The organism is Haloactinomyces albus, assembly GCF_031458135.1.
Lineage (GTDB): Bacteria > Actinomycetota > Actinomycetes > Mycobacteriales > Pseudonocardiaceae > Haloactinomyces > Haloactinomyces albus.
The window spans coordinates 2,310,827-2,329,729 of record NZ_JAVDXW010000001.1; the positions used below are offsets into that span (position 1 = coordinate 2,310,827).

The 18,903-nt window shown below is 65.9% G+C and carries 18 protein-coding genes and 2 tRNA genes; 6 read left to right on the forward strand and 14 right to left on the reverse strand.

From position 1 onward, the window contains the following. The first annotated feature begins 16 nt into the window (after positions 1–16). Entirely contained in the window at positions 17–1,984 is a 1,968-nt protein-coding gene (pknB, locus tag JOF55_RS10860) for a Stk1 family PASTA domain-containing Ser/Thr kinase (RefSeq protein ID WP_374727450.1), read from the forward strand. 123 nt (positions 1,985–2,107) lie between these two features. Next, the gene (locus JOF55_RS10865; protein ID WP_310273129.1) at positions 2,108–2,515 is read left to right on the forward strand and encodes a nuclear transport factor 2 family protein; all 408 of its coding nucleotides are present in this window, start codon (positions 2,108–2,110) and stop codon (positions 2,513–2,515) included. A gap of 22 nt (positions 2,516–2,537) precedes the next feature. Here the strand turns inward: JOF55_RS10865 and JOF55_RS10870 are convergent, their stop codons facing one another. From JOF55_RS10870 to JOF55_RS10880, 3 genes are all read right to left on the reverse strand, one after another. Next, entirely contained in the window at positions 2,538–3,179 is a 642-nt protein-coding gene (locus JOF55_RS10870; protein WP_310273130.1) for an aminodeoxychorismate/anthranilate synthase component II, read from the reverse strand. Between the two features lie 107 nt (positions 3,180–3,286). After that, entirely contained in the window at positions 3,287–3,445 is a 159-nt protein-coding gene (locus tag JOF55_RS10875) for a hypothetical protein (protein WP_310273132.1), read from the reverse strand. Then, positions 3,446–4,339, reverse strand: a complete 894-nt coding sequence (locus JOF55_RS10880; protein WP_310273134.1) for a class E sortase — start codon at positions 4,337–4,339, stop codon at positions 3,446–3,448. Positions 4,340–4,490: 151 nt separating this feature from the next. Here JOF55_RS10880 and crgA point away from each other — a divergent pair, with 151 nt between their 5' ends. Both crgA and JOF55_RS10890 read left to right on the forward strand, forming a co-directional pair. After that, positions 4,491–4,757, forward strand: coding sequence for a cell division protein CrgA (crgA, locus tag JOF55_RS10885; RefSeq protein WP_310273135.1), 267 nt, complete (start codon positions 4,491–4,493; stop codon positions 4,755–4,757). A 111-nt stretch (positions 4,758–4,868) separates the two neighbouring features. Then, on the forward strand, positions 4,869–5,294 hold the full coding sequence (locus JOF55_RS10890; RefSeq protein ID WP_310273136.1) for a PH domain-containing protein: 426 nt from the start codon (positions 4,869–4,871) through the stop codon (positions 5,292–5,294). Between the two features lie 50 nt (positions 5,295–5,344). On the opposite strand, the gene JOF55_RS10895 is transcribed toward JOF55_RS10890, so the two are convergent. Continuing rightward, complete coding sequence (locus JOF55_RS10895; RefSeq protein ID WP_310273138.1) at positions 5,345–6,037, reverse strand: rhomboid family intramembrane serine protease; 693 nt, start codon at positions 6,035–6,037, stop codon at positions 5,345–5,347. Positions 6,038–6,230: 193 nt separating this feature from the next. Next, positions 6,231–6,788 carry a peptidylprolyl isomerase gene (locus tag JOF55_RS10900; RefSeq protein ID WP_374727265.1) on the reverse strand — a complete coding sequence of 186 codons (558 nt, stop codon included), beginning with the start codon at positions 6,786–6,788 and terminating at the stop codon, positions 6,231–6,233. 171 nt (positions 6,789–6,959) lie between these two features. Between JOF55_RS10900 and JOF55_RS10905 the strand changes: the two genes are divergently transcribed. Both JOF55_RS10905 and JOF55_RS10910 read left to right on the forward strand, forming a co-directional pair. Further along, the gene (locus tag JOF55_RS10905) at positions 6,960–7,556 is read left to right on the forward strand and encodes a hypothetical protein (RefSeq protein WP_310273140.1); all 597 of its coding nucleotides are present in this window, start codon (positions 6,960–6,962) and stop codon (positions 7,554–7,556) included. A 150-nt stretch (positions 7,557–7,706) separates the two neighbouring features. Continuing rightward, a complete protein-coding gene (locus JOF55_RS10910; RefSeq protein ID WP_310273142.1) occupies positions 7,707–8,213 on the forward strand; it encodes an SRPBCC family protein in 507 nt (168 codons plus the stop codon). A gap of 131 nt (positions 8,214–8,344) precedes the next feature. On the opposite strand, the gene JOF55_RS10915 is transcribed toward JOF55_RS10910, so the two are convergent. From JOF55_RS10915 to gnd, 9 genes are all read right to left on the reverse strand, one after another. Then, positions 8,345–8,417 (reverse strand) — tRNA-Ala (locus JOF55_RS10915). Between the two features lie 134 nt (positions 8,418–8,551). Further along, complete coding sequence (locus JOF55_RS10920; protein ID WP_310273144.1) at positions 8,552–8,668, reverse strand: DLW-39 family protein; 117 nt, start codon at positions 8,666–8,668, stop codon at positions 8,552–8,554. A gap of 68 nt (positions 8,669–8,736) precedes the next feature. Next, positions 8,737–8,810: transfer RNA gene (locus JOF55_RS10925), tRNA-Ile, on the reverse strand. Between the two features lie 106 nt (positions 8,811–8,916). Beyond that, positions 8,917–9,981, reverse strand: coding sequence for a DUF3566 domain-containing protein (locus tag JOF55_RS10930; protein WP_310273146.1), 1,065 nt, complete (start codon positions 9,979–9,981; stop codon positions 8,917–8,919). A gap of 69 nt (positions 9,982–10,050) precedes the next feature. Beyond that, positions 10,051–13,812: an intein-containing DNA gyrase subunit A gene (gyrA, locus tag JOF55_RS10935; protein WP_310273148.1), complete on the reverse strand. Its 3,762-nt coding sequence runs from the start codon at positions 13,810–13,812 to the stop codon at positions 10,051–10,053. 78 nt (positions 13,813–13,890) lie between these two features. Further along, the gene (gene gyrB / locus JOF55_RS10940) at positions 13,891–15,864 is read right to left on the reverse strand and encodes a DNA topoisomerase (ATP-hydrolyzing) subunit B (RefSeq protein WP_310273150.1); all 1,974 of its coding nucleotides are present in this window, start codon (positions 15,862–15,864) and stop codon (positions 13,891–13,893) included. A gap of 183 nt (positions 15,865–16,047) precedes the next feature. Then, positions 16,048–16,629 (reverse strand): DciA family protein, encoded by a 582-nt coding sequence (locus tag JOF55_RS10945; protein ID WP_374727451.1) that lies wholly within the window; start codon positions 16,627–16,629, stop codon positions 16,048–16,050. A gap of 145 nt (positions 16,630–16,774) precedes the next feature. Further along, complete coding sequence (gene recF, locus JOF55_RS10950; protein WP_310273154.1) at positions 16,775–17,983, reverse strand: DNA replication/repair protein RecF; 1,209 nt, start codon at positions 17,981–17,983, stop codon at positions 16,775–16,777. A gap of 3 nt (positions 17,984–17,986) precedes the next feature. Beyond that, on the reverse strand, positions 17,987–18,874 hold the full coding sequence (gnd, locus tag JOF55_RS10955) for a phosphogluconate dehydrogenase (NAD(+)-dependent, decarboxylating) (RefSeq protein WP_310273156.1): 888 nt from the start codon (positions 18,872–18,874) through the stop codon (positions 17,987–17,989). Positions 18,875–18,903 lie beyond the last annotated feature (29 nt).

Sequence of the window (18,903 nt, forward strand, 5' to 3'; positions counted from 1 at the left end):
TCGGGACTACGCAGCGATGAGCTCACCACGACTTCTCTCCGACCGCTACGAGATCGGAGACACACTCGGCTACGGCGGTATGTCGGAGGTGCACAGTGGCCGCGACATCCGGCTCGGCCGGGACGTGGCGGTGAAGGTGCTGCGGGCCGACCTCGCTCGTGACCCCACATTCCAGCTTCGCTTCCGCCGTGAGGCGCAGAACGCGGCCGCGCTGAACCATCCCGCGATCGTGGCGGTCTACGACACCGGTGAAACCGAGTCCGAGAACGGGCCACTGCCCTACATCGTGATGGAGTACGTCAACGGGCGGACCCTTCGGGACATCGTCAAGGCGGAAGGGCCGCTCGCGCCCCGCCGGGCGATGGAGGTCATGGCCGATGCCTCGGCGGCACTGGACTTCAGCCACCGGCACGGCATCGTGCACCGCGACGTCAAACCCGCCAACATCATGATCACCGACTCCGGTGCGGTGAAGGTGATGGATTTCGGCATCGCCAGGGCCGTCGCCGACGGGCAGGCCGCGGTGACCCAAACCGCCGCCGTGATCGGCACCGCGCAGTACCTGTCACCGGAGCAGGCCCGCGGGGAGACCGTGGACGCCCGCAGTGACGTTTACGCCGCGGGCTGCGTGCTGTTCGAGTTGCTCACCGGGGACCCCCCGTTCACGGGAGACTCCCCGGTGGCTGTGGCCTACCAGCACGTGCGGGAGGACCCCAGCAAGCCGTCCGAACACAACGAGCAGGTCCCGGCCTCGCTGGATGCCGTGATCCTCAAGGCACTGAGCAAGAACCCCGACAACCGCTACGAGTCGGCCGCCGACATGCGCACCGACCTGGTGCGTGTGTTGTCCGGTCAGCGTCCGCAGGCGCCGATGGTCATGTCCGCCGAAGAACGCACCTCGATGATGACGGGGTCCACCACGGCCCAGGTGACCGAGACGCGGCAGCACTGGCCGGAGGAAATCGCCCGGCCCAGCGAAGCGGACGAAGCGAACGAGACGGACGAACAGCACCGCAGACGCCGCAGGCGCTGGACGATCGGGCTGGTCACCGCGCTGTGTCTCGGCGTTTTCGCCCTGGCGGCGTGGCTGACCACGATCATGACGGCCGAACCTGCGGGGCCGAAGCAGATCACGCTCGACAACTACGACGGGCAGAGGATCGCAGTCGCACGTCAGGCGGCCAGCCAAGCCGGGTTTCAGGTCATGGTCCGCACGCAGGCGTCGTCGGCCGCCGACCAGGGGCGGGTCGTCCGGCAGACCCCACAGCCGAACCGGCAATACGACATCGGGACCAAGCTCTTCCTGTACAAGGGGACCGGCCCGAAACAGATCGACGTGCCCGACCTCACCGGCATGACGATGGGGGAGGCACAGAAGACACTCGGCAACGTCGGACTCGCGCTCAACGTCACTCCGAAGAAGAAGGAAGTCACCGACTCCAGCAAGGTCGGCACGATCCTGAACCAGAGCAAGACGGGGCGGGTGGACAAGGGCACCATGATCACCGTCACCGTCGGCAAGGCGATCGAGAAGAAAAACGTGCCCAACGTCGTCGGCCGGAGTCTCGAGAGGGCGACCAGCACACTGGAATCGGCCGGGTTCACCGTCACGAGCCAACAGACGGACTCCCCTAAACCGCAGGGCACAGTGATTTCACAGGAGCCGTCGGCCGGATCGAGTGCGCGGCCGGGCAGTGAGGTCGCACTCACCGTCTCCAACGGTTCGCAGATCACCGTGCCCGAGCTCAGGAGCATGTCGGCGTCCGAGGCCGAGAAAGCCCTGAAGGAGGCCGGCTGGAACGGTGATCTCGACACCGAGAAGAGGGTGACGCACGATCGCTCCCTGGACGAGAAGGTGGTCGGCAGTTCGCCCGAGGCAGGATCAACGATCGGTAAGGACGAGTCGATCACGCTCTACATCGGTGACTACGAGCGCTCGTCGGACTCCCCGCCTTCCGATGAACTGATCCCCTCCTTCGACTAGACGGTGCCCGACTGATCCTGTCCTGGGTGAGTTGGGAGACGCCGCAGAGCCTCGCGGCGTGGGGACGGCTTCCGCGGGAGCCGTCCCCACGCACTTTTGCGAAGGTGTTCTAGAGTGACCAGCATGACGCCGGTGACTCACGAACACGTCTCGGGCACGGTCGAGCGGTACCTCCAGCGGCTCGATGCCGGAGATGTACCGGGGGTACTGGCCCTGTTCGCCACCGACGGTGTGGTGTCCTCACCGATGCAGGGCGAGATTCCCGCCAGGGAGTTCTACCCGGAACTCGCGGCGACCCTGCAGCGCGCGACGATCACCGCTCAGGAACTGTTCGTCTCCACCGACGATCCGCGACGTGCCGCCGTCCGGTTCCGCTACGACTGGACGGCCGGAGCCGAGACGCCACCGAGTTTCGACTGCATCGACGTCATCACCGTCGACGACGACGGACTGATCGCCGAGTTGCGTTTCGTCTACGACACCCACCCGCTGCGAGTGGCCTGGCAGTCCGCCCTCGACCGGCTGCGCTGAAACGGCAGTGCTCCTGGCGCGATTACCGTAGAGCGCCCGCGGCGACCTCGCGCATGCCGCGTTCGAGTTCGGCGACGGTGTGCTCATCGGCCGGATAGCCGGCATCGGTCATCCAGTTCGCCAGCATCCGATGCCCGCCCTCGGTCAGAACCGACTCGGGGTGGAACTGCACCCCCTCCAACGGCAGCCGACGATGCCGCATCCCCATCACGATCCCGGACTCGGTACGGCCGGTGACCTCGAACTCGCCGGGCACCGTGTCCGCACGGACGATCAGCGAGTGATAGCGCGTGGCGATGAACGGCTGCGGCAGGCCTGCGAACACACCACCACCGGCATGGTCGATCTCACTGGTTTTGCCGTGCAGCAGCTCCGGGGCCTGCTCGACGGTGCCGCCCCAGGCCGCGCCCAGCGCCTGGTGGCCCAGGCACACTCCGAGCATGGGTTTGCGCTGCTGTGCACAGTTCTCGACGAGCTCCATCGAGCGGCCCGCACGCTGCGGCGTGCCCGGGCCGGGACTGAGCAACACACCGTCCGCTTCGGCAACTTCGGCGTCGGTGACCACATCGTTGCGGCGCACGACGCAGTCGGCGCCCAACTGGGCGAGGTACTGCACCAGGTTGTAGACGAAGCTGTCGTAATTGTCGACCACCAGTACGCGCACGCCGACAGCCTACGTGTTCCGTCTCCGCGTTCGCCGCCACGCCCGGCCGCCACACGTCACGCCCGGTTTCGTGCGCAGCACCTCCGGCACCGACCGCCGACCTTCGCTCACGATCCCGCCGTGGGATCGGTGAACGGAAGGGCGGGTTCGATCCACGGGAAGACCACGAACAGCAGAAGCGCCACCACCGCCGCACCCAGCAACACCGCCTCGACGAACTTGACGGCGACCGTTCCCGGCAGCTTTCGCCAGATCCAGGCGTACATTCACTCCTCCCCCTGCTCCGACTGCTCCAACTCCGGCGGCCGCAGCTGCGGACGCGACGGCACCTTCGGGTAGCGCTTGGTCAACACACCGTGGACGATCAGACGTTTCTCCGCCGAAAAGCGCGGGTGGCAGGTGGTCAGCGTGATCAACCGGGTCCGTCGCTCGGGAGGCACCCCGGCATCCGGCTTACCCGGCACGGGCAGGATGACCTCCCCCCGGTCGGGCTGCACGATGCGCCTGCCGACCACTCCCCGGTACGGCCCCCCGATCGGAGCCACCCCCGTACATCGTTGCGCCGCACCATCGGCCGGGGGTGCCGGGTCCGGAGTTTCCGCCCCCGGAGAGGGGTCTCCTCCTCGAGAGGCCCAGCCGGCCACCTCGTCCCGCATGGGCAGGACGCGGTAGACATACCACTGCGATGCGGTCTCGACGACGAGGGCATCACAGGAATCCAGCAGGTTGAGGTCGCCGAACGGCGCTCCCCTCCCGATCCGATGGCCCGCGACCGCGAAGTTGCCGCGCTCTCCCGGCAGCGCCGTATCCATGTAGTGCCCCGGCCCGGTCGCCAGGGTATCCTGATCGGTGCCCTGCATGATGGTGTACCGATAGTCCGGCCCGAAGGACGGGATGTACAGCTGTGCGAACCCCCGGCCTGCCTTCGGTTTCTCCGGTGACTGCCGGGGTGGTGTGTTCTCCCAGCGATGGTGCAACCGCTTGGTGGCCTCGGTCTGCTTGCGAGCCGAGAACCAGTTCGTGACGTATACCTCGTAGACCACGAAGAGGAGAATGACGATGCCGAGCGTCATCACCACCTCACCGACCACGCGCGTGGCGGAACGGACACGCTCTCCTCGCCGACCCGGCGGCGCCGCGGGGGATTCGGGCGAACCCACGAAGCTCCCTTCTCCAGGATGCGTGGCCCGGGTGGTTCGATTGCCGCTGTGATTACGTTAACGTGTGGGGTGAAGACGATACGATCTCTCCGAAGCAGCCCTCCAAAGCAGCCCCGCCACCCGGCGGATTGCACCACCCGGCGAGGACACCATGCCCAAGTCCAAGGTCCGCAAGAAGGATTCCTCCACCCCACCCGTCGACCGGCACACACCGGTGAAGGCGAAGTCGGCCGGACCGTCACATCCGATCTACGTCGGCGTGATGCTGGGCATGATGCTGCTGGGACTGCTCTGGCTGGTGGTCAACTACCTGGCAGGCCCGAAAATCCCGTTCATGGCCGAGCTCGGAGCGTGGAACTTCGCGATCGGATTCGCATTCATGATCATCGGGCTGCTCATGACCATGCGTTGGCGCTAGCCGCACCTGTCCACATCCGGCATCGAAACACACGCGTGTAAGTTATCCCCACTGGGGACAACCTTGTGGATAACTCGAAAAACACCTGGGTACGGATGTGATACTGGGGCTGTGAAATCCGACTCCGTCTCCCGCGCATGGTCGACTCCGGCGGCTCTCGCCGGTTTCGGATGGGTTCTCACCATCGCCGCGGTGCTATGGTGGCTGGGCACGCCGGACGCCACCGACCGTCTCTTCGTGGGCATCCTCGTACTCGTGCTCGCTGCCGTGTCGGCCTACGCCAGTCTCGTACGGCCCCGGCTGGAAGCCGATACCGACGGTGTCACCGTGCGATCTCTGCGTGGAACCCACAGCTGGCCCTGGCAACAGGTACGGGTGCTGGTGCGACACAACCAGCGCTTCGGGCGCACTGTCGAGACACTCGAGCTGGAGGTTCCCGAGCAACATCGCGCAGGCGGGCTGATCGTCCTCACCAAGCTCGAACTCGGCGCGGACGCACGCGATGTCGCCGACCAACTCGGCCGTATTCGCCCGTGACGGCGTCCACCCGGCAGCCGCACACACCCGATCGCCCGCGTGGGCGCGTGTCACACGACATTGCCGAGCTGGAGATCACGGGTGACCAGCACGGCCACCAGCACCACCAGCAGCCCCGCAAGCGCACCGAACTGCCACACGGTACGACGCGAGGCAGGGGCGTACAGCAGCGCGGCCGTCGAAGCCAGCCCGAGCACGAGACCCCCGAGATGCCCGAGGAGGGAAATCCCCGGGATGCTCAAGGTCAACACGATGTTGATACCGATGATCATCAGGATCGGCCGCAGGTTCAACTTCAGCCGGAACGCCGCGACGGCGATACCGCCCATCAACCCGTACACCGCACCGGAGGCACCGGCGACCGGGTTGATCAACCCACCGAACAGGAACACGGCCGTACTCCCGCCCAGCAGCGACAGCAGGTAGACCGAGGCGAATCGGATTCGGCCCAGGACCATCTCCAGATCCCGGCCGATGATCCACAACGCCACCATGTTGACCAGCAGGTGGAGCAGGCCGATATGCAGGAACCCGGAAGTGAGCAACCGCCACCACTGGCCATCGGCCACCGGGAGAGGCCACAGCGACCACCACTGGAACAGGCTCGACCGGAAGTTCTCCATCGGATTGCCCGCCTGCAGCGAGGTGAGCGCGTGCACCAGCACGTTGATCGCGATGAGCACCGGCACGACCACCGGTTTGGTCGACAACCGCGCCCCGGCGACGGTCACGGGATGCCGCATTCCCCGCTTCCCCTCGCCGATGCAGTCGACGCACTGATACCCGACGGACGCTTCGCGGAGGCACTCCGGGCACATCGGGCGTTCACAGCGCACACAGCGAAGCCCCGTCGGCCGGTCGGGATGGCGCACGCATCCCGGCATTTGCGGCGACGCTCCCTGCGGATCCGCCGGTTGGCCGGGTGGAACAGTCACGTCAGGATTCGCCGCCGCGGTTCACCGTGACCTTTTCGATCACGATGTCGTTGACCGGGCGGTCCTGCTGACCGGTGGCGGTGTGCGCGATTGCGTCCACCACATCGCGGGACTCCTGGTCCGCCACTTCACCGAAGATCGAGTGCTTGTAGTTCAGCCAGCTCGTCGGAGCCACCGAGATGAAAAACTGCGAGCCATTGGTATTCGGACCCGCGTTGGCCATCGCCAGCAGATAGGGCCGGTCGAACTGCAGTTCCGGATGGAATTCGTCGGCGAACTGATACCCGGGGCCACCCCTGCCGGTGCCCGTCGGATCCCCGGTCTGAATCATGAAGCCGTCGATGACCCGGTGAAAGATCACCCCGTCGTAGAACGGCCCCGAACGCTCACCTCTCGCGTTCGGTTCGCTGTATTCGATGGTTCCCTCGGCGAGACCCACGAAATTGGCGACGGTCTTGGGCGCCTGGTTCGGGAAGAGATTGACGCGGATGTCCCCCTGCGTTGTCTGCAGGGTCGCGGTCAATGTCGTCCCAACGAGCGATCCGTTGTCTTCAGCCACCACTCCATCCTGCCATCAACAGGCGAGATCCCGGTGTGAGGGTGCAGTATGGAAGGTGATCGTCATGCACTGCGGGGACCACAACGTTGTCGCGCGGTGGCAGGCCCGGTTGTAGCCGCAGCCGGGAGGAGGCACGAACGACCGGTGAACAACCGGCCAAGGAGGCAGACGATGGACGAGGTGAAGGCCATGTCCCGAGCGGGCGAGAACGTCGGCAAGGCGGTGGGTACCGGAGTGCGCTCCGCACGCCACAGCGCCGCCCGTGCGAGCAAGGCGGGCATGGAGATCTCCCGGCAGGCTGCCCTGCTCGCCGAGCAGGAACTCGCCAGCCGCGGTATCAACACCGAAGACCTGCAGGAACGGCTCATGCAGCGAGCCACCGGCATGTCCCGCAAGGAACTGGCCGCCAAGAGCAAGAAAGCTCGCAAGGACTGGGACAAAAAGACCGCCAAGTCGCGTAAGCAACTGGCCAAGAACACCAAGGCCGCTCGCAAGGAGCTGGCGGGCCGAATCTCCCCGCCGGAGCCGCAGAAGGGCCGCCGGAAGTGGCCGTGGGTTCTGCTGGCCCTGGTCGGTCTGGGTACAGCAGCCGCAGCCGTACTGATGCGCCGTCCGGAGGAACTGCCCATCGCCGAGGCCGAGCACGGCCGATTCCCGCTGCACGACCACAACGGCCAGCATGCGACCAACGGCTCGGCCGAACCGGCGCGGGGAGACGGCCAGGTGAGCGGCGAGCCCACTGCCCTGCGGTCCGACCAGGAACGCTGAATCACCCAGCGGGGAGAGGTCCGGACGATGCCATGATCGTCCGGACCCTACCCGCGATCCTGCTGCCGTCCCTGGCGCTATGCTGCAGCGAGCCGGCCCTGCCCGAGAAATGTGCCCCACGAGCACAAGGCAGCGTGCCATGCTGACCGTATGAGCGAGATCGGTCCCGATGCGAGTTACGACATCCACGCATCAGTGCACGTTGAGGCAACACCGCACGAGGTGTACGCAGTTGCCAGCGATATCACGCGGATGGGCGAGTGGAGCCCGGAGACCGAGGGCTGTGAATGGGTCAGTGGACGCCCGGGAGTCCTCGGCTCCCGATTCCACGGCCACAACCGGGTCGGAGCCGACACGTGGACCACGGAGTGCGAGGTCGTGGCAGCGGAGCCGGGACGCCGATTCGCGTGGGCGGTACTGAGCACAGCAGCGGACAACCGAACCTCGGTGTGGTCCTTCGAGATCGCCTCCAACGGTTACCGCTGCCTGCTGACTCAGCGATACATCATGCGCAGCATGCCCGAAGGTCTGCGCCGGATCATGGCCGAACTACCCGCCGAGAAAGCCGAGACGTTCCTGGCCGATCGCCGGACCCAGTTGCAGCTCGCTCTGCAACAGACCGTCGAGGGCATCAAGAAGGCCGCCGAAAACCGCTGAGACGCGCTCGGCGGGTTTGCTCGCCGAGCATGGACGGTGCGCTTCCCCGGAAGCGGGTCGACTCGATCCGTATCCGGGGAACCCTGCCGACCATGAAAAGGGACCAGGTCGCGTGACCTGGTCCTTTCGGGTGGAGACGAGGGGAATCGAACCCCTAACCCCCGCCTTGCAAAAGCGGTGCTCTGCCGATTGAGCTACGTCCCCGCCTGCAATGCTTGCCGCACTGCGGCAACAGAACATTCGAGAAACTGCATTGTTTGACTTCACCGAGATTCGTCCGGACCGGCCGACAGGCCGGGTGGCAACGAAGCTCGAAGCCGCGCTGAGCCGTTCCCGACTCAGGCCTCCGCCGTGGCCTCACGCCAAAGATCGGCCTCGGCCTTGGCTGCACGGTTACGCCGAACGACAAGCAGGACAGCACCGGCAACAGCAGCCAGAATGAACAGCTTCTTCACTTCGGTCGCCTCCTACTCGAAATGACATCCCGTGCCGCTACACAGTAACGAATCGGCACGGGGGACAGTGGGCCTAGAAGGACTTGAACCTTCGACCTCTTCGTTATCAGCAAAGCGCTCTAACCGTCTGAGCTATAGGCCCGTCGTGCACCACAAACATTACATGATCCGCCGAGCTGTTCCAAACCGGGGGGACCGTGAGGGCTGTCACCCGCGCTTTGCGGGCTTTGCCCCCACGGGTACCGGACTCACTCCCGCTCGGACAACGTCACTTCGACTCCACCTGCGAAGTCGGCGGCCACGTTGTAGATGAACGCCGCCACCGTGGCCAAGGCCGTCATCAGCACGATGTTGACCGCCCCGATGATCGAGGCAGCACCGAATACGCGTCCCGCACTGATCAACGGCTCACCGACCGTGTTCTCCGGCTGCGTGAGTTCACTGAACGTGCCGTTGAGCTGTTCCCACACGCCCATGCCGCCCAGGACTCCGTAGAGCACCGCGACAGCGATCATCCACACGAAGAACATCGCCACGCTGAGCACCAGCGCGAGCTTCAACACCGACCACGGGTCGAGCCTCTTGAGCTGCAGGCTCGCGCGACGGGGCCCACGGCTCGGGCGGCGGGCCCCGCTCGCCGGAGCCGAGGACGACGAGCGCCCCGGTCCACTCCCCGTGAACGACACGGTGGTGCGCTCGGCATGGGAGGCTTCGCCGGACTCCGAAGCGGCCGCGGCCTCCGAGTCCGGCTGCAGCGGTTGTCCCATGTCCCGCAGCGGATGCGGAATCGCCTGAGTGTCCTCCGCATCCGGGTTCGACGTGTCCTGCGTTTCCCGATGGGCGGTTTCCGCCTGCGCGCCACCCGCCCCGGAGGTGAAAGCCCTCGACTCGGTTGCCGAGACACTCGATCCCGAACGGGTTTCCTGCGCTGCCTCGAATTCCGTGGCCCCTGCCCCGGAGCCGGCCGCTCCGGGGCTCGTCGTCGACGAAACACTCGATTCCGCGACACCGGAAGTCCGCTGCCACGGCGGTGGCGTCCCGGTACCGTCCGGGAACTCACCGCTGCGACTCTGCGGTTCCCCGCCATCGGACTCACCGGAGGCCTCGGACCCCGCGGCACTGTCGGAATCACCGACCTCGCCTGCTGCCGTGGACGCCGCCGTACTGTCCCTCGATCTGCTGCTGTCCGCAGCGGAACCCTTGGCCTGCGTCCCGGCCGAGTTGTCGTCGACTGCCTGCGTCATGACCGAGGTCGGATCCGCATCCTGCCGGGAATGCTCGTCCGAACTCTGCGGCTTATCGGGAGGTGTCACGAGCGATCCTTCACTGATCGTCGACGGCGGCGTAGCGGTCGTGGCGTGGCTGTGCTGCCAACCACCCCACTACTTTCGTTGCTCCGGTCCGGCGGCATCGGGGTCGACCGCCTCGTCGGCGTTGCGCGCGACGGCAACCACAGAGGTGCCTTCCCCGAGATCCATCAGGCGAACTCCCTTCGTTTGCCTGCCGGCCTTGCGCACCTCCTTGGCGGTGGTTCGGATGACCCCACCCTGGGAAGTGATCGCGTAGAGCTCATCGTCCAGTTCGACGATAAGCGCTGACACCAGCCTGCCACGCTTGCGGTCATACTGAAGGGTGAGAACTCCCTTCCCGCCACGGCCCTGCACCGGATAATCATCGATCGGGGTGCGCTTGGCATAGCCACCATCGGTCGCCACCAGCACATACCGGTCGGACCGGACCACACCCATGGACAGCAGCTCGTCACCGGAGTTGAATCGCATTCCCAGCACCCCGGAGGTCGCCCGCCCCATCGGCCGCAGCGCCTCGTCGGTGGCGTGGAAGCGGATCGACTGCCCCTCCGCGGACACGAGCAACAGGTCGTCCTCCGGCGAGCAGAGCACAGCGCCCACGAGCTCGTCGTCGTCCTTCAGATTGATCCCGATCAGACCACCCGACCGGTTGGAATCGAAGTCGGTGAGCTTCGTCTTCTTGACCAGGCCGTTCTTCGTGGCCAGCACCAGATACGGCGACGCCGTGTAGTCCTTGATCTGCATCACCTGGGCGATGTGCTCGTCCGGCTGGAACGCGAGCAGATTCGCCACATGCTGGCCGCGTGCGGTGCGGTTGGCCTCCGGCAGCTCGTAGGCCTTCGCCCGGTACACCCGGCCCTTGTTGGTGAAGAACAGGATCCAGTCGTGGGTGGAGCACACGAAGAAGTGCGACACGATGTCGTCCTGCTTCAGCGCCGCGCCCTGCACGCCCTTGCCGCCGCGCTTCTGCGCCCGGTACAGATCGGTGCGCGTCCGCTTGGCATAGCCCGTTCGAGTGATGGTGACGACGACGTCCTCGTCGGCGATGAGGTCCTCCATCGAGACCTCACCCTCATACGGCACGATCTTCGTGCGGCGCTCCTGGCCGTGCTTGCTGACGATCTCCATGAGCTCGTCGCGGATGATCCGCCGCTGCCGCTCCGGCTTGTCCAGGATGTCGGTGAGGTCGGCGATCTGCTCCTCGAGCTCGGCCAGGTTGTCGAGGGTCTTCTGCCGCTCCAGAGCAGCCAGCTTGCGCAGCTGCATCTCCAGGATCGCATTGGCCTGGGTCTCGTCCACCTCGAGCAGTTCGATCAGCCCGGTGCGGGCGTCGTCGACCGTCGGTGACCGGCGGATCAGTGCGATCACCTCGTCCAGCGCGTCGAGCGCCTTGACCAGACCACGCAGGACGTGCGCGCGTTCCTCGGCCTTGCGCAGCCGGTAACGGGTGCGTCGGACGATGACGTCGACCTGGTGCTTGACGTAGTACCGGACCACCTGGTCGAGACGCAGCGTGCGCGGCACCCCCTCGACCAGGGCCAGCATGTTCACCCCGAAGGTGGTCTGCAGCTGGGTGTGCTTGTAGAGGTTGTTGAGCACCACCTTCGGGATCGCATCCTTCTTCAGGGTGAAGACGATCCGCATACCGCGGCGGCTGTTGGACTCGTCGGCGATATCCGAGATCCCCGAGAGCTTGCCGTCGCGGTGCATCGTTGCGATGTTCTCGATGAGGTTGTCCGGGTTGACCTGGTACGGCAACTCGGTGACCACCAGCGAGGTACGTCCCTTGGCGTCGTCCTCGACATCGACCACCGCACGCATCCGGATCGACCCTCGGCCCGTGCGATAGGCATCGGCGATCGGATTGGTGCCCAGGATGAGCCCCGAGGTCGGAAAGTCCGGTCCCTTGATCCGCTCGATCATCGCCTCGAGCAGCTCGTCGTCGGTGGCCTCCGGATGCTCCAGCGCCCACACGACACCGTCGGCGACCTCGCGCAGGTTGTGCGGCGGGATGTTGGTCGCCATCCCGACCGCGATCCCGCCACCACCGTTGACCAGCAGGTTCGGGATACGCGCGGGGAGGACGTCGGGTTCCTGGGTCCGACCGTCGTAGTTGTCGGAGAACTCGACGGTGTCCTCGTCGATGTCGGCGAGCATGCTCATCGCCAACGGTTCCAGCCGCGACTCGGTGTTGTGACTGACGAACCCATTGGTGATGAACGAGTGGTCATCACTGTCGACCCGCAGGCTGTACACCGGCTGCACACCGGCATCGGTCACCGACTCGACCTCGGCGTAGTAATAGCGCCCGTCCACCAGCGGTTCGACGACGTCGAGAACTTCACTGTTGGTGATGTTCGCCACGATCTCGTCGCGGTTGGTCTCCCACCGCTCGATGCGGTCCACATCGTGGCGACGCAGCCAGTCCCGCTCGGTCCCGCGGTTCGCCCCGTGCTCACGGACATACTCACCGACAAACGGCACGTGATCCTTGCTCATCGAGCGGCTCTTGGTGGGAACCGCGTCGAGGATCTCTGTGAGCTCGCGCTGCTTGACATTGTCGAAGCCGACCCGGTTGGCGAACAGCCGAGCGTCCCGCCGGTTGGTGATGACGACCTTGTACTCGCCCTCGGCGTACTCGCTGATCGCGGAAACGATGCCGAACTCCAGCAGGAGCTGCTGGACCTCCTTGGCCAACTGCGGGCTGTGGGTGGAGTAAGAGATCTGCACCGTGTTGCGTGGAAGACCGGAACACGACCCGTCCCCGGTGAACAAGCCCACCAGGAAGGCTTGCTTGGTGCTCTTGTCACCGAGCCAGACGAATTCCGGAACGTGCTTGTCCAGGCTCCGCTCGCCGACCATGCTGCCGAGAACACTGTTACGAAGCGCGGACAAGTCCTGGACATCGAGCTCATGGATCGTCGAACCGGACTCGATCTGCCTGGAGTGGACGTACCGGGAACCACCCACGACCGCGTCGTACAGATTTACGACATAACGGAAGAACTCCGCATCGGTGTTGTTGAATCCGGCACGCCCCTCCGAGACAAACCCTTCGCTGACGAAAGCCCCCGCCAGCATCGCCTTGTCCCAGTCACGTTCATCGATGAGAGCGACGTCCTCGGGTGCCTCCGTACGCTGCAGGACAACGCGGTCGCCGGGCTGGATTTCCTCCAGCAGCTTCCACAGCAGAGTGGGCACACCGAGCACCTTGGTCAGGCACAGCACGGGGTGGTTGTGTGTGCCGGCGAGCTCGTAGCCGCCGGTGGTGCGCAGCTTCAGCGTTTCGTGCTCGCCGGAGTGGAACAGTTTCTCCGCGCGGACCGGATCGCCGTTACGGCCGAGGACCTTGAGGTCGATGTCGTGGTCGCTGTTCGGCTGCGCCTCCGGCACGATGCCGCCGATCCGGACCGACGAACCGTCGGCCAGTTTCACCCGAGTATCTCCGGAGACGCAGTACCGCATCGCGGCGGCCGGGTCGTTGCCCGGCGAGCCGAAGTTGCCCTGGCCGTCGATGAGCTGGTGCCGCATGGACCAGGGCTGGGCCAGGCGCACCAGGGTGTCGTAGATCGCCGAGTCACCGTGCGGGTGGTAGTTACCCATCACCTCGCCGACGACGCGGGAGCACTTGACGTAGGAGCGATCCGGGCGGAATCCCGAGTCGTACATCGCGTAGAGCACGCGGCGATGCACCGGCTTGAGCCCGTCGCGCACGTCGGGCAGTGCCCGGGCGACGATCACGCTCATCGCGTAGTCGATGTAGGAGTTCTGCATCTCCTGTTGGATGTCGACCGGCTCGGTGCGACCGCCCTCCGGAGGCAGAGTTTCAGTCATGCCGTCCTTCTTCGTAGTGCGGAGCGGGCCGCGCGTGGCGGCCCGGCGAATGGTCTGGGGTCACAGGGCCTCGACGGGTCAGACGTCGAGGAAACGAACGCCCTTGGCGTTGCGGGTGATAAACGAGCGGCGCGCCTCGACGTCCTCGCCCATGAGCACGCTGAACAGTTCGTCGGCTGTGGCCGCGTCGTCCATCGTGACCTGCATGAGCAGGCGGCTGTCCGGGTCCATCGTGGTCTCCCACAGCTCGGGGGCGTTCATCTCGCCGAGACCCTTGTAGCGCTGGATGCCCTCTTCCTTGGGCAGCTTCTTGCCCTCGGCGGCGCCCTGCTCCAGCATCGCGTCGCGCTCGCGATCGCTGTAGACGTACTGCGGCTCGCCGCGCGGCCACTTGATCTTGTAGAGCGGGGGGCTGGCCAGGAACACGTGACCGTTCTCGATCAGTGGCCGCATGAACCGGAACAGCAGCGTGAGCAGCAGTGTGCGGATGTGCTGGCCGTCGACGTCGGCATCGGCCATCAGCACGATCTTGTTGTACCGCAGTTTCGACAGGTCGAACTCGTCGTGAATGCCGGTACCCAGCGCCGTGATGATCGACTGGACCTCGGCGTTCTTGAGGACCTTGTCGATCCGGGACTTCTCCACGTTGATGATCTTGCCGCGGAGCGGCAGGATCGCCTGGTACCGCGACTCGCGCCCTTCCTTGGCCGAACCGCCTGCCGAGTCTCCCTCGACGATGTAGAGCTCGCACTCCTCGGGGTTGTTGGACTGGCAGTCCTTGAGCTTGCCGGGGAGGCCGCCGATGTCCATCGCGGACTTGCGACGTACGAGGTCCTTGGCCTTGCGCGCCGCCTGCCGCGCCTGTGCCGATGAGACCGCCTTGTTGATGATGGTCTTCGCCTCGGTCGGGTTGCGTTCGAACCAGTCGTTGAGCCACTCGAACGCCGTGGTCTGCACGAAGGACTTCACCTCGGTGTTGCCGAGCTTGGTCTTCGTCTGTCCCTCGAACTGGGGTTCGGAGACCTTCACCGACACGATCGCCGCGAGTCCCTCGCGGACGTCGTCACCGGTGAGGCTGGAGTCCTTGTCCTTGAGAAGCTTCTTCTCCTTGGCGTAGGCGTTGACCACCCTGGTCAGCGCCGCTCGGAAGCCTTCCTCGTGCGTACCGCCCTCGTGGGTGTTGATCGTGTTCGCGAAGGTGTAGACCGACTGCTGGTAGCCGTTGTTCCACTGCATCGCGATCTCGGCCTCGTGGCCGTTGCCGGAGGCGCTGAAGCTGACGACCTTCTTGTGGATGGGCTCCTTGGTGTGGTTGATGTGGGTGACGAAGTCCTCGAGGCCTCCCGGGTAGTGAAAGGTCCGTTCGGTCGAGCGTGCGGTCTGGCCGGAGGCGTCCTCTCCGGACTCGTCCTCCTCGTCGGCGCGCTCGTCGCGCAGCACGATGGTCAGTCCCTTGTTCAGGAACGCCATCTCCTGCAGGCGGCGCGCGACGGTCTCGGCGTTGTAGCGGGTGGTTTCGAAGATGTTCGGATCCGCCCAGAACACGATGCTCGTGCCGGTCTTCTTGGTGGCCTCGCCCTTCTTGGGGGGATGCACCGGTTTGGAGTCCTCGTAGCGCTGACGCCACACGTGGCCGTCGCGGTGGATCTCCGCCTCCAGGACGGAGGAGAGCGCGTTGACGACGGAAACCCCCACACCGTGCAGACCGCCGGAGACCGCGTACGAGTCACCGCCGAACTTGCCGCCCGCGTGCAGCATGGTCAGCACGACCTCGAGTGTCGGCTTCTTTTCCACCGGATGCTGGTCGACCGGGATGCCGCGGCCGTCGTCGGACACCCGGACGCCGCCATCGGCGAGCAGAGTCACGCTGACTTGGCTCGCATGCCCGGCCATGGCTTCGTCGACCGAGTTGTCCACAACCTCCCACACCAGGTGGTGCAAGCCGCGTTCGCCGGTCGAACCGATGTACATACCGGGGCGCTTGCGGACGGCCTCAAGGCCTTCGAGAACGGTGATGGAGGAAGCGCTGTAGTCGTTCTTCTGTGCTGCCACGGGCCTCGGTGTCTCCTAGAGCCAGATTGCCTGTCCGATAACCATTCTACTGGTCCCCTCGTTCAGAAGCGGGCCAAGGACCCTCCTGGATTGCTCACAGAGCCAATAAAACGGATCAGGATGGGTTTTCAGGGGTCGCGAACCGTCTGCGGCGTGCTCGATGGCCACCGTGGGGTTCTTTGTTCAGCCGTAGGTGTCGCGGGGGCCACGGCCGGGGATGTGCCGGGGGCCGTAGCGCCAGCTCGGCGCTGCAGGTCCCTGCACCTTGATCCGGCGGACCACGTCTTTGCCAAGGGCATCGGCGATGCGCTGAAGGATCTGGCGCTGCAGCAACCGGAGCTGCGTGGCCCAGGCGGTCGATTCGGCCTGCACGGTGAGTTCCCCCTCCTGCAGGGCCACCGGCTTGGTGTGCTCGGCGATCTCATCGCCCACCAGAGCCGCCCATCCACCGAAGATTCGCCCTCCGGCCAGGCGTTCCGCCCAGCCGTGGTCGGCAGCGATCCGGGAGGCGACGCGTCCCAGTGGCTGGGGGTCGCGGTCGTCGGTTCCGGCTCCGGACCAGCCGCGTCTGCGCCGGGCTTTCGTACTCGTCGTCTTTTTCCGCGGCCTGCCACGGCCACGTGCTTTCGTTTGCTCCCGAGCGGCCTGCAGTGCCGCGCGCGCCAGGTCCGCTCCCCGGAGTGTGGAGTCCTGCGGAAGCGAAGAGTCGTCCGGCGCGGACTCACCAGCGGGCTTCGACGAGTTCTCGGTGACCGAGTTGTCCACATTATCCACAGAGTTATCCCCAGTCGTGTGGCGGTTGTCCTCCTCGGGGAGGACGGATGTGCTGCCTGCCACTGTTCGTGGCTGCGAGTGTCGAGGGGCCTGCTGGGACGGAGGCCGGGGATTCCTGCCACGAACCGGCGGGGATTCATTCGACACGCTGTACCTCACCGTCGCCCACATCGAATCGGACACCGGACAGCTCCTCGGGCACGTCCTCGGGCACGGCCGCCGTCACCAGAACCTGCTCGGCACCCGCGACCAGTTCGGCCAGTCGTGCCCGTCGCCTGCTGTCGAGCTCGGCGAAGACGTCGTCGAGCACCAGCACCGGTTCCGCGCCATCCGCTGCCAACAGGTGGTAAGAAGCCAGCCGCAACGCCAGTGCGAGCGACCATGATTCGCCGTGGCTGGCATACCCCTTCGCCGGGGCCTCGCCGAGCACGAGGTCGAGATCGTCACGATGCGGCCCCACGAGGGAAACGCCGCGTTCGAGCTCCTGCGAGCGCACCTGCTCCAGTTCCGACAGCAGCGCGGATTCCAGCGCCTTGCGGCCTTCCTCGGTACCGGCACGCGTACCGTGGGGCGGTCCGAACCCTTCGGGGAGGGAGTCACCGAAACTGCTGCGGTAACTCACCCGAGCGACACGCCCGGAGGGCCCCTCTCCCGGTTGTTGTCCGTCCGGCGCCCCCGTTGCGGCCACGCTCGCATACGACCGGGTCACATGCGGCGCGAGATCCGCGACCAGGTCGAGCCGGCCCGCCAGCAGGTCGGCACCGTGGCGGGCCAGATGCCCGTCCCATACCTCCAGAGTGCGCAGGTCATCCGAAACCGACTTGCCCTTGCGTGCCGCTCCCGCGGATTTCAGCAGTGCGTTGCGCTGCTTGAGCACCCGCTCGTAGTCGGTACGTACCCCCGCGTAGCGCGGTGTGCGGGAGACCAACAGGTCGTCGAGGAAGCGGCGTCGCTCGCTCGGATCCCCCCGCACCATGACCAGGTCTTCCGGTGCGAACAGAACGGTGCGCAGGATGCCCAGTACGTCCCGGGGGCGGGACGCTGCACCACGGTTGATCCGGGCCCGGTTCGCCCGCCCTGCGGCGATCTCGATCTCCACCAGCAACTCCCGCCCCGCGTGGACGACCGTGGCCCGCACCACCGCCCGCTGGGCGCCGTGGCGCACCAGGGGCGCATCGGTGGCGACGCGGTGCGAACCGAGCGTGGCGACGTAGCCGAGTGCTTCGACGAGATTCGTTTTGCCCTGCCCGTTCGCTCCGATCAGCACACTCGGTCCCGGTGCGAACGCGAGGTCGGCGTGCTGCCAGGAGCGGAAATCGGTCAATTGTAAGTGGCGGACGTACACGGATCAGTCGTCGCTGGACCGGACGGAGTGGCCACCGAACTGATTGCGCAACGCCGCCACCGCCTTCATCGCGGGCGAGTCCTCTTGACGTGAGGCGAACCGGGCGAACAGGGCCGAGGTGATCGCCGGAGTCGGCACCGCGTTGTTGATCGACTCCTCGATGGTCCAGCGTCCCTCACCGGAGTCGCTGACGTAGCCCTGCAGCTCCTCGAGCTCCGGATCCTCTTCCAGGGCACGAACCAGCAGGTCCAGCAGCCAGGAACGTACGACGGTACCTTCGGTCCACGCCTTGATCGTCGCGGGCACGTCGGTGACGACGTCGGAAGCGGCCAACAGCTCGAAGCCCTCGGCGTAGGCCTGCATCAGGCCGTACTCGATGCCGTTGTGCACCATCTTGGCGTAGTGGCCCGCACCGACCGGGCCGGCGTGGGCGAAGCCCTTCTCCCGTTCGCCGTCGGGGCGCAATGCGTCGAAGATCGGCATTGCCCGTTCGATGTCCTCGGAGTCGCCTCCGGCCATCAGGCCATAGCCGTTCTCCGCGCCCCACACACCTCCGGAAACCCCGACGTCGACGTACTTGATGCCTTTTTCCGCGAGCAAGGCGGCGTTCGTCTGATCGTCGGTGAAACGCGAGTTTCCACCCTCGATCACCAGGTCACCCGTATCGAGCTCATCACTCAGCTCCTCGATGGCCCGGCGGGTCGGATCGCCATGCGGAATCATGAGCCACACCACGCGGGGCCCTCGTAGCTCCCGCACCAGGTCGGCGATCGAGGGGGTATCACTGACCTCCGGATTGCGGTCGTAGCCCACGACCTCGTGCCCGGCTGCGTGCAGTCGGGCACGCATGTTGAAACCCATCTTGCCCAAACCGATGAGACCGAGTTGCACCGGAACTCCTTGGCTACTGTTCGGGGATT

Coding starts and splice junctions, on each gene's coding strand:
- JOF55_RS10910 (WP_310273142.1), top strand. CDS start 7,707: ATGAGCGAGATCGGTCCCGATGCGAGTTACGACATCCACGCATCAGTG.
- gyrA (WP_310273148.1), bottom strand. CDS start 13,812: ATGACTGAAACTCTGCCTCCGGAGGGCGGTCGCACCGAGCCGGTCGAC.
- JOF55_RS10875 (WP_310273132.1), bottom strand. CDS start 3,445: ATGTACGCCTGGATCTGGCGAAAGCTGCCGGGAACGGTCGCCGTCAAG.
- JOF55_RS10865 (WP_310273129.1), top strand. CDS start 2,108: ATGACGCCGGTGACTCACGAACACGTCTCGGGCACGGTCGAGCGGTAC.
- crgA (WP_310273135.1), top strand. CDS start 4,491: ATGCCCAAGTCCAAGGTCCGCAAGAAGGATTCCTCCACCCCACCCGTC.
- JOF55_RS10905 (WP_310273140.1), top strand. CDS start 6,960: ATGGACGAGGTGAAGGCCATGTCCCGAGCGGGCGAGAACGTCGGCAAG.
- JOF55_RS10895 (WP_310273138.1), bottom strand. CDS start 6,037: ATGCGGCATCCCGTGACCGTCGCCGGGGCGCGGTTGTCGACCAAACCG.
- pknB (WP_374727450.1), top strand. CDS start 17: ATGAGCTCACCACGACTTCTCTCCGACCGCTACGAGATCGGAGACACA.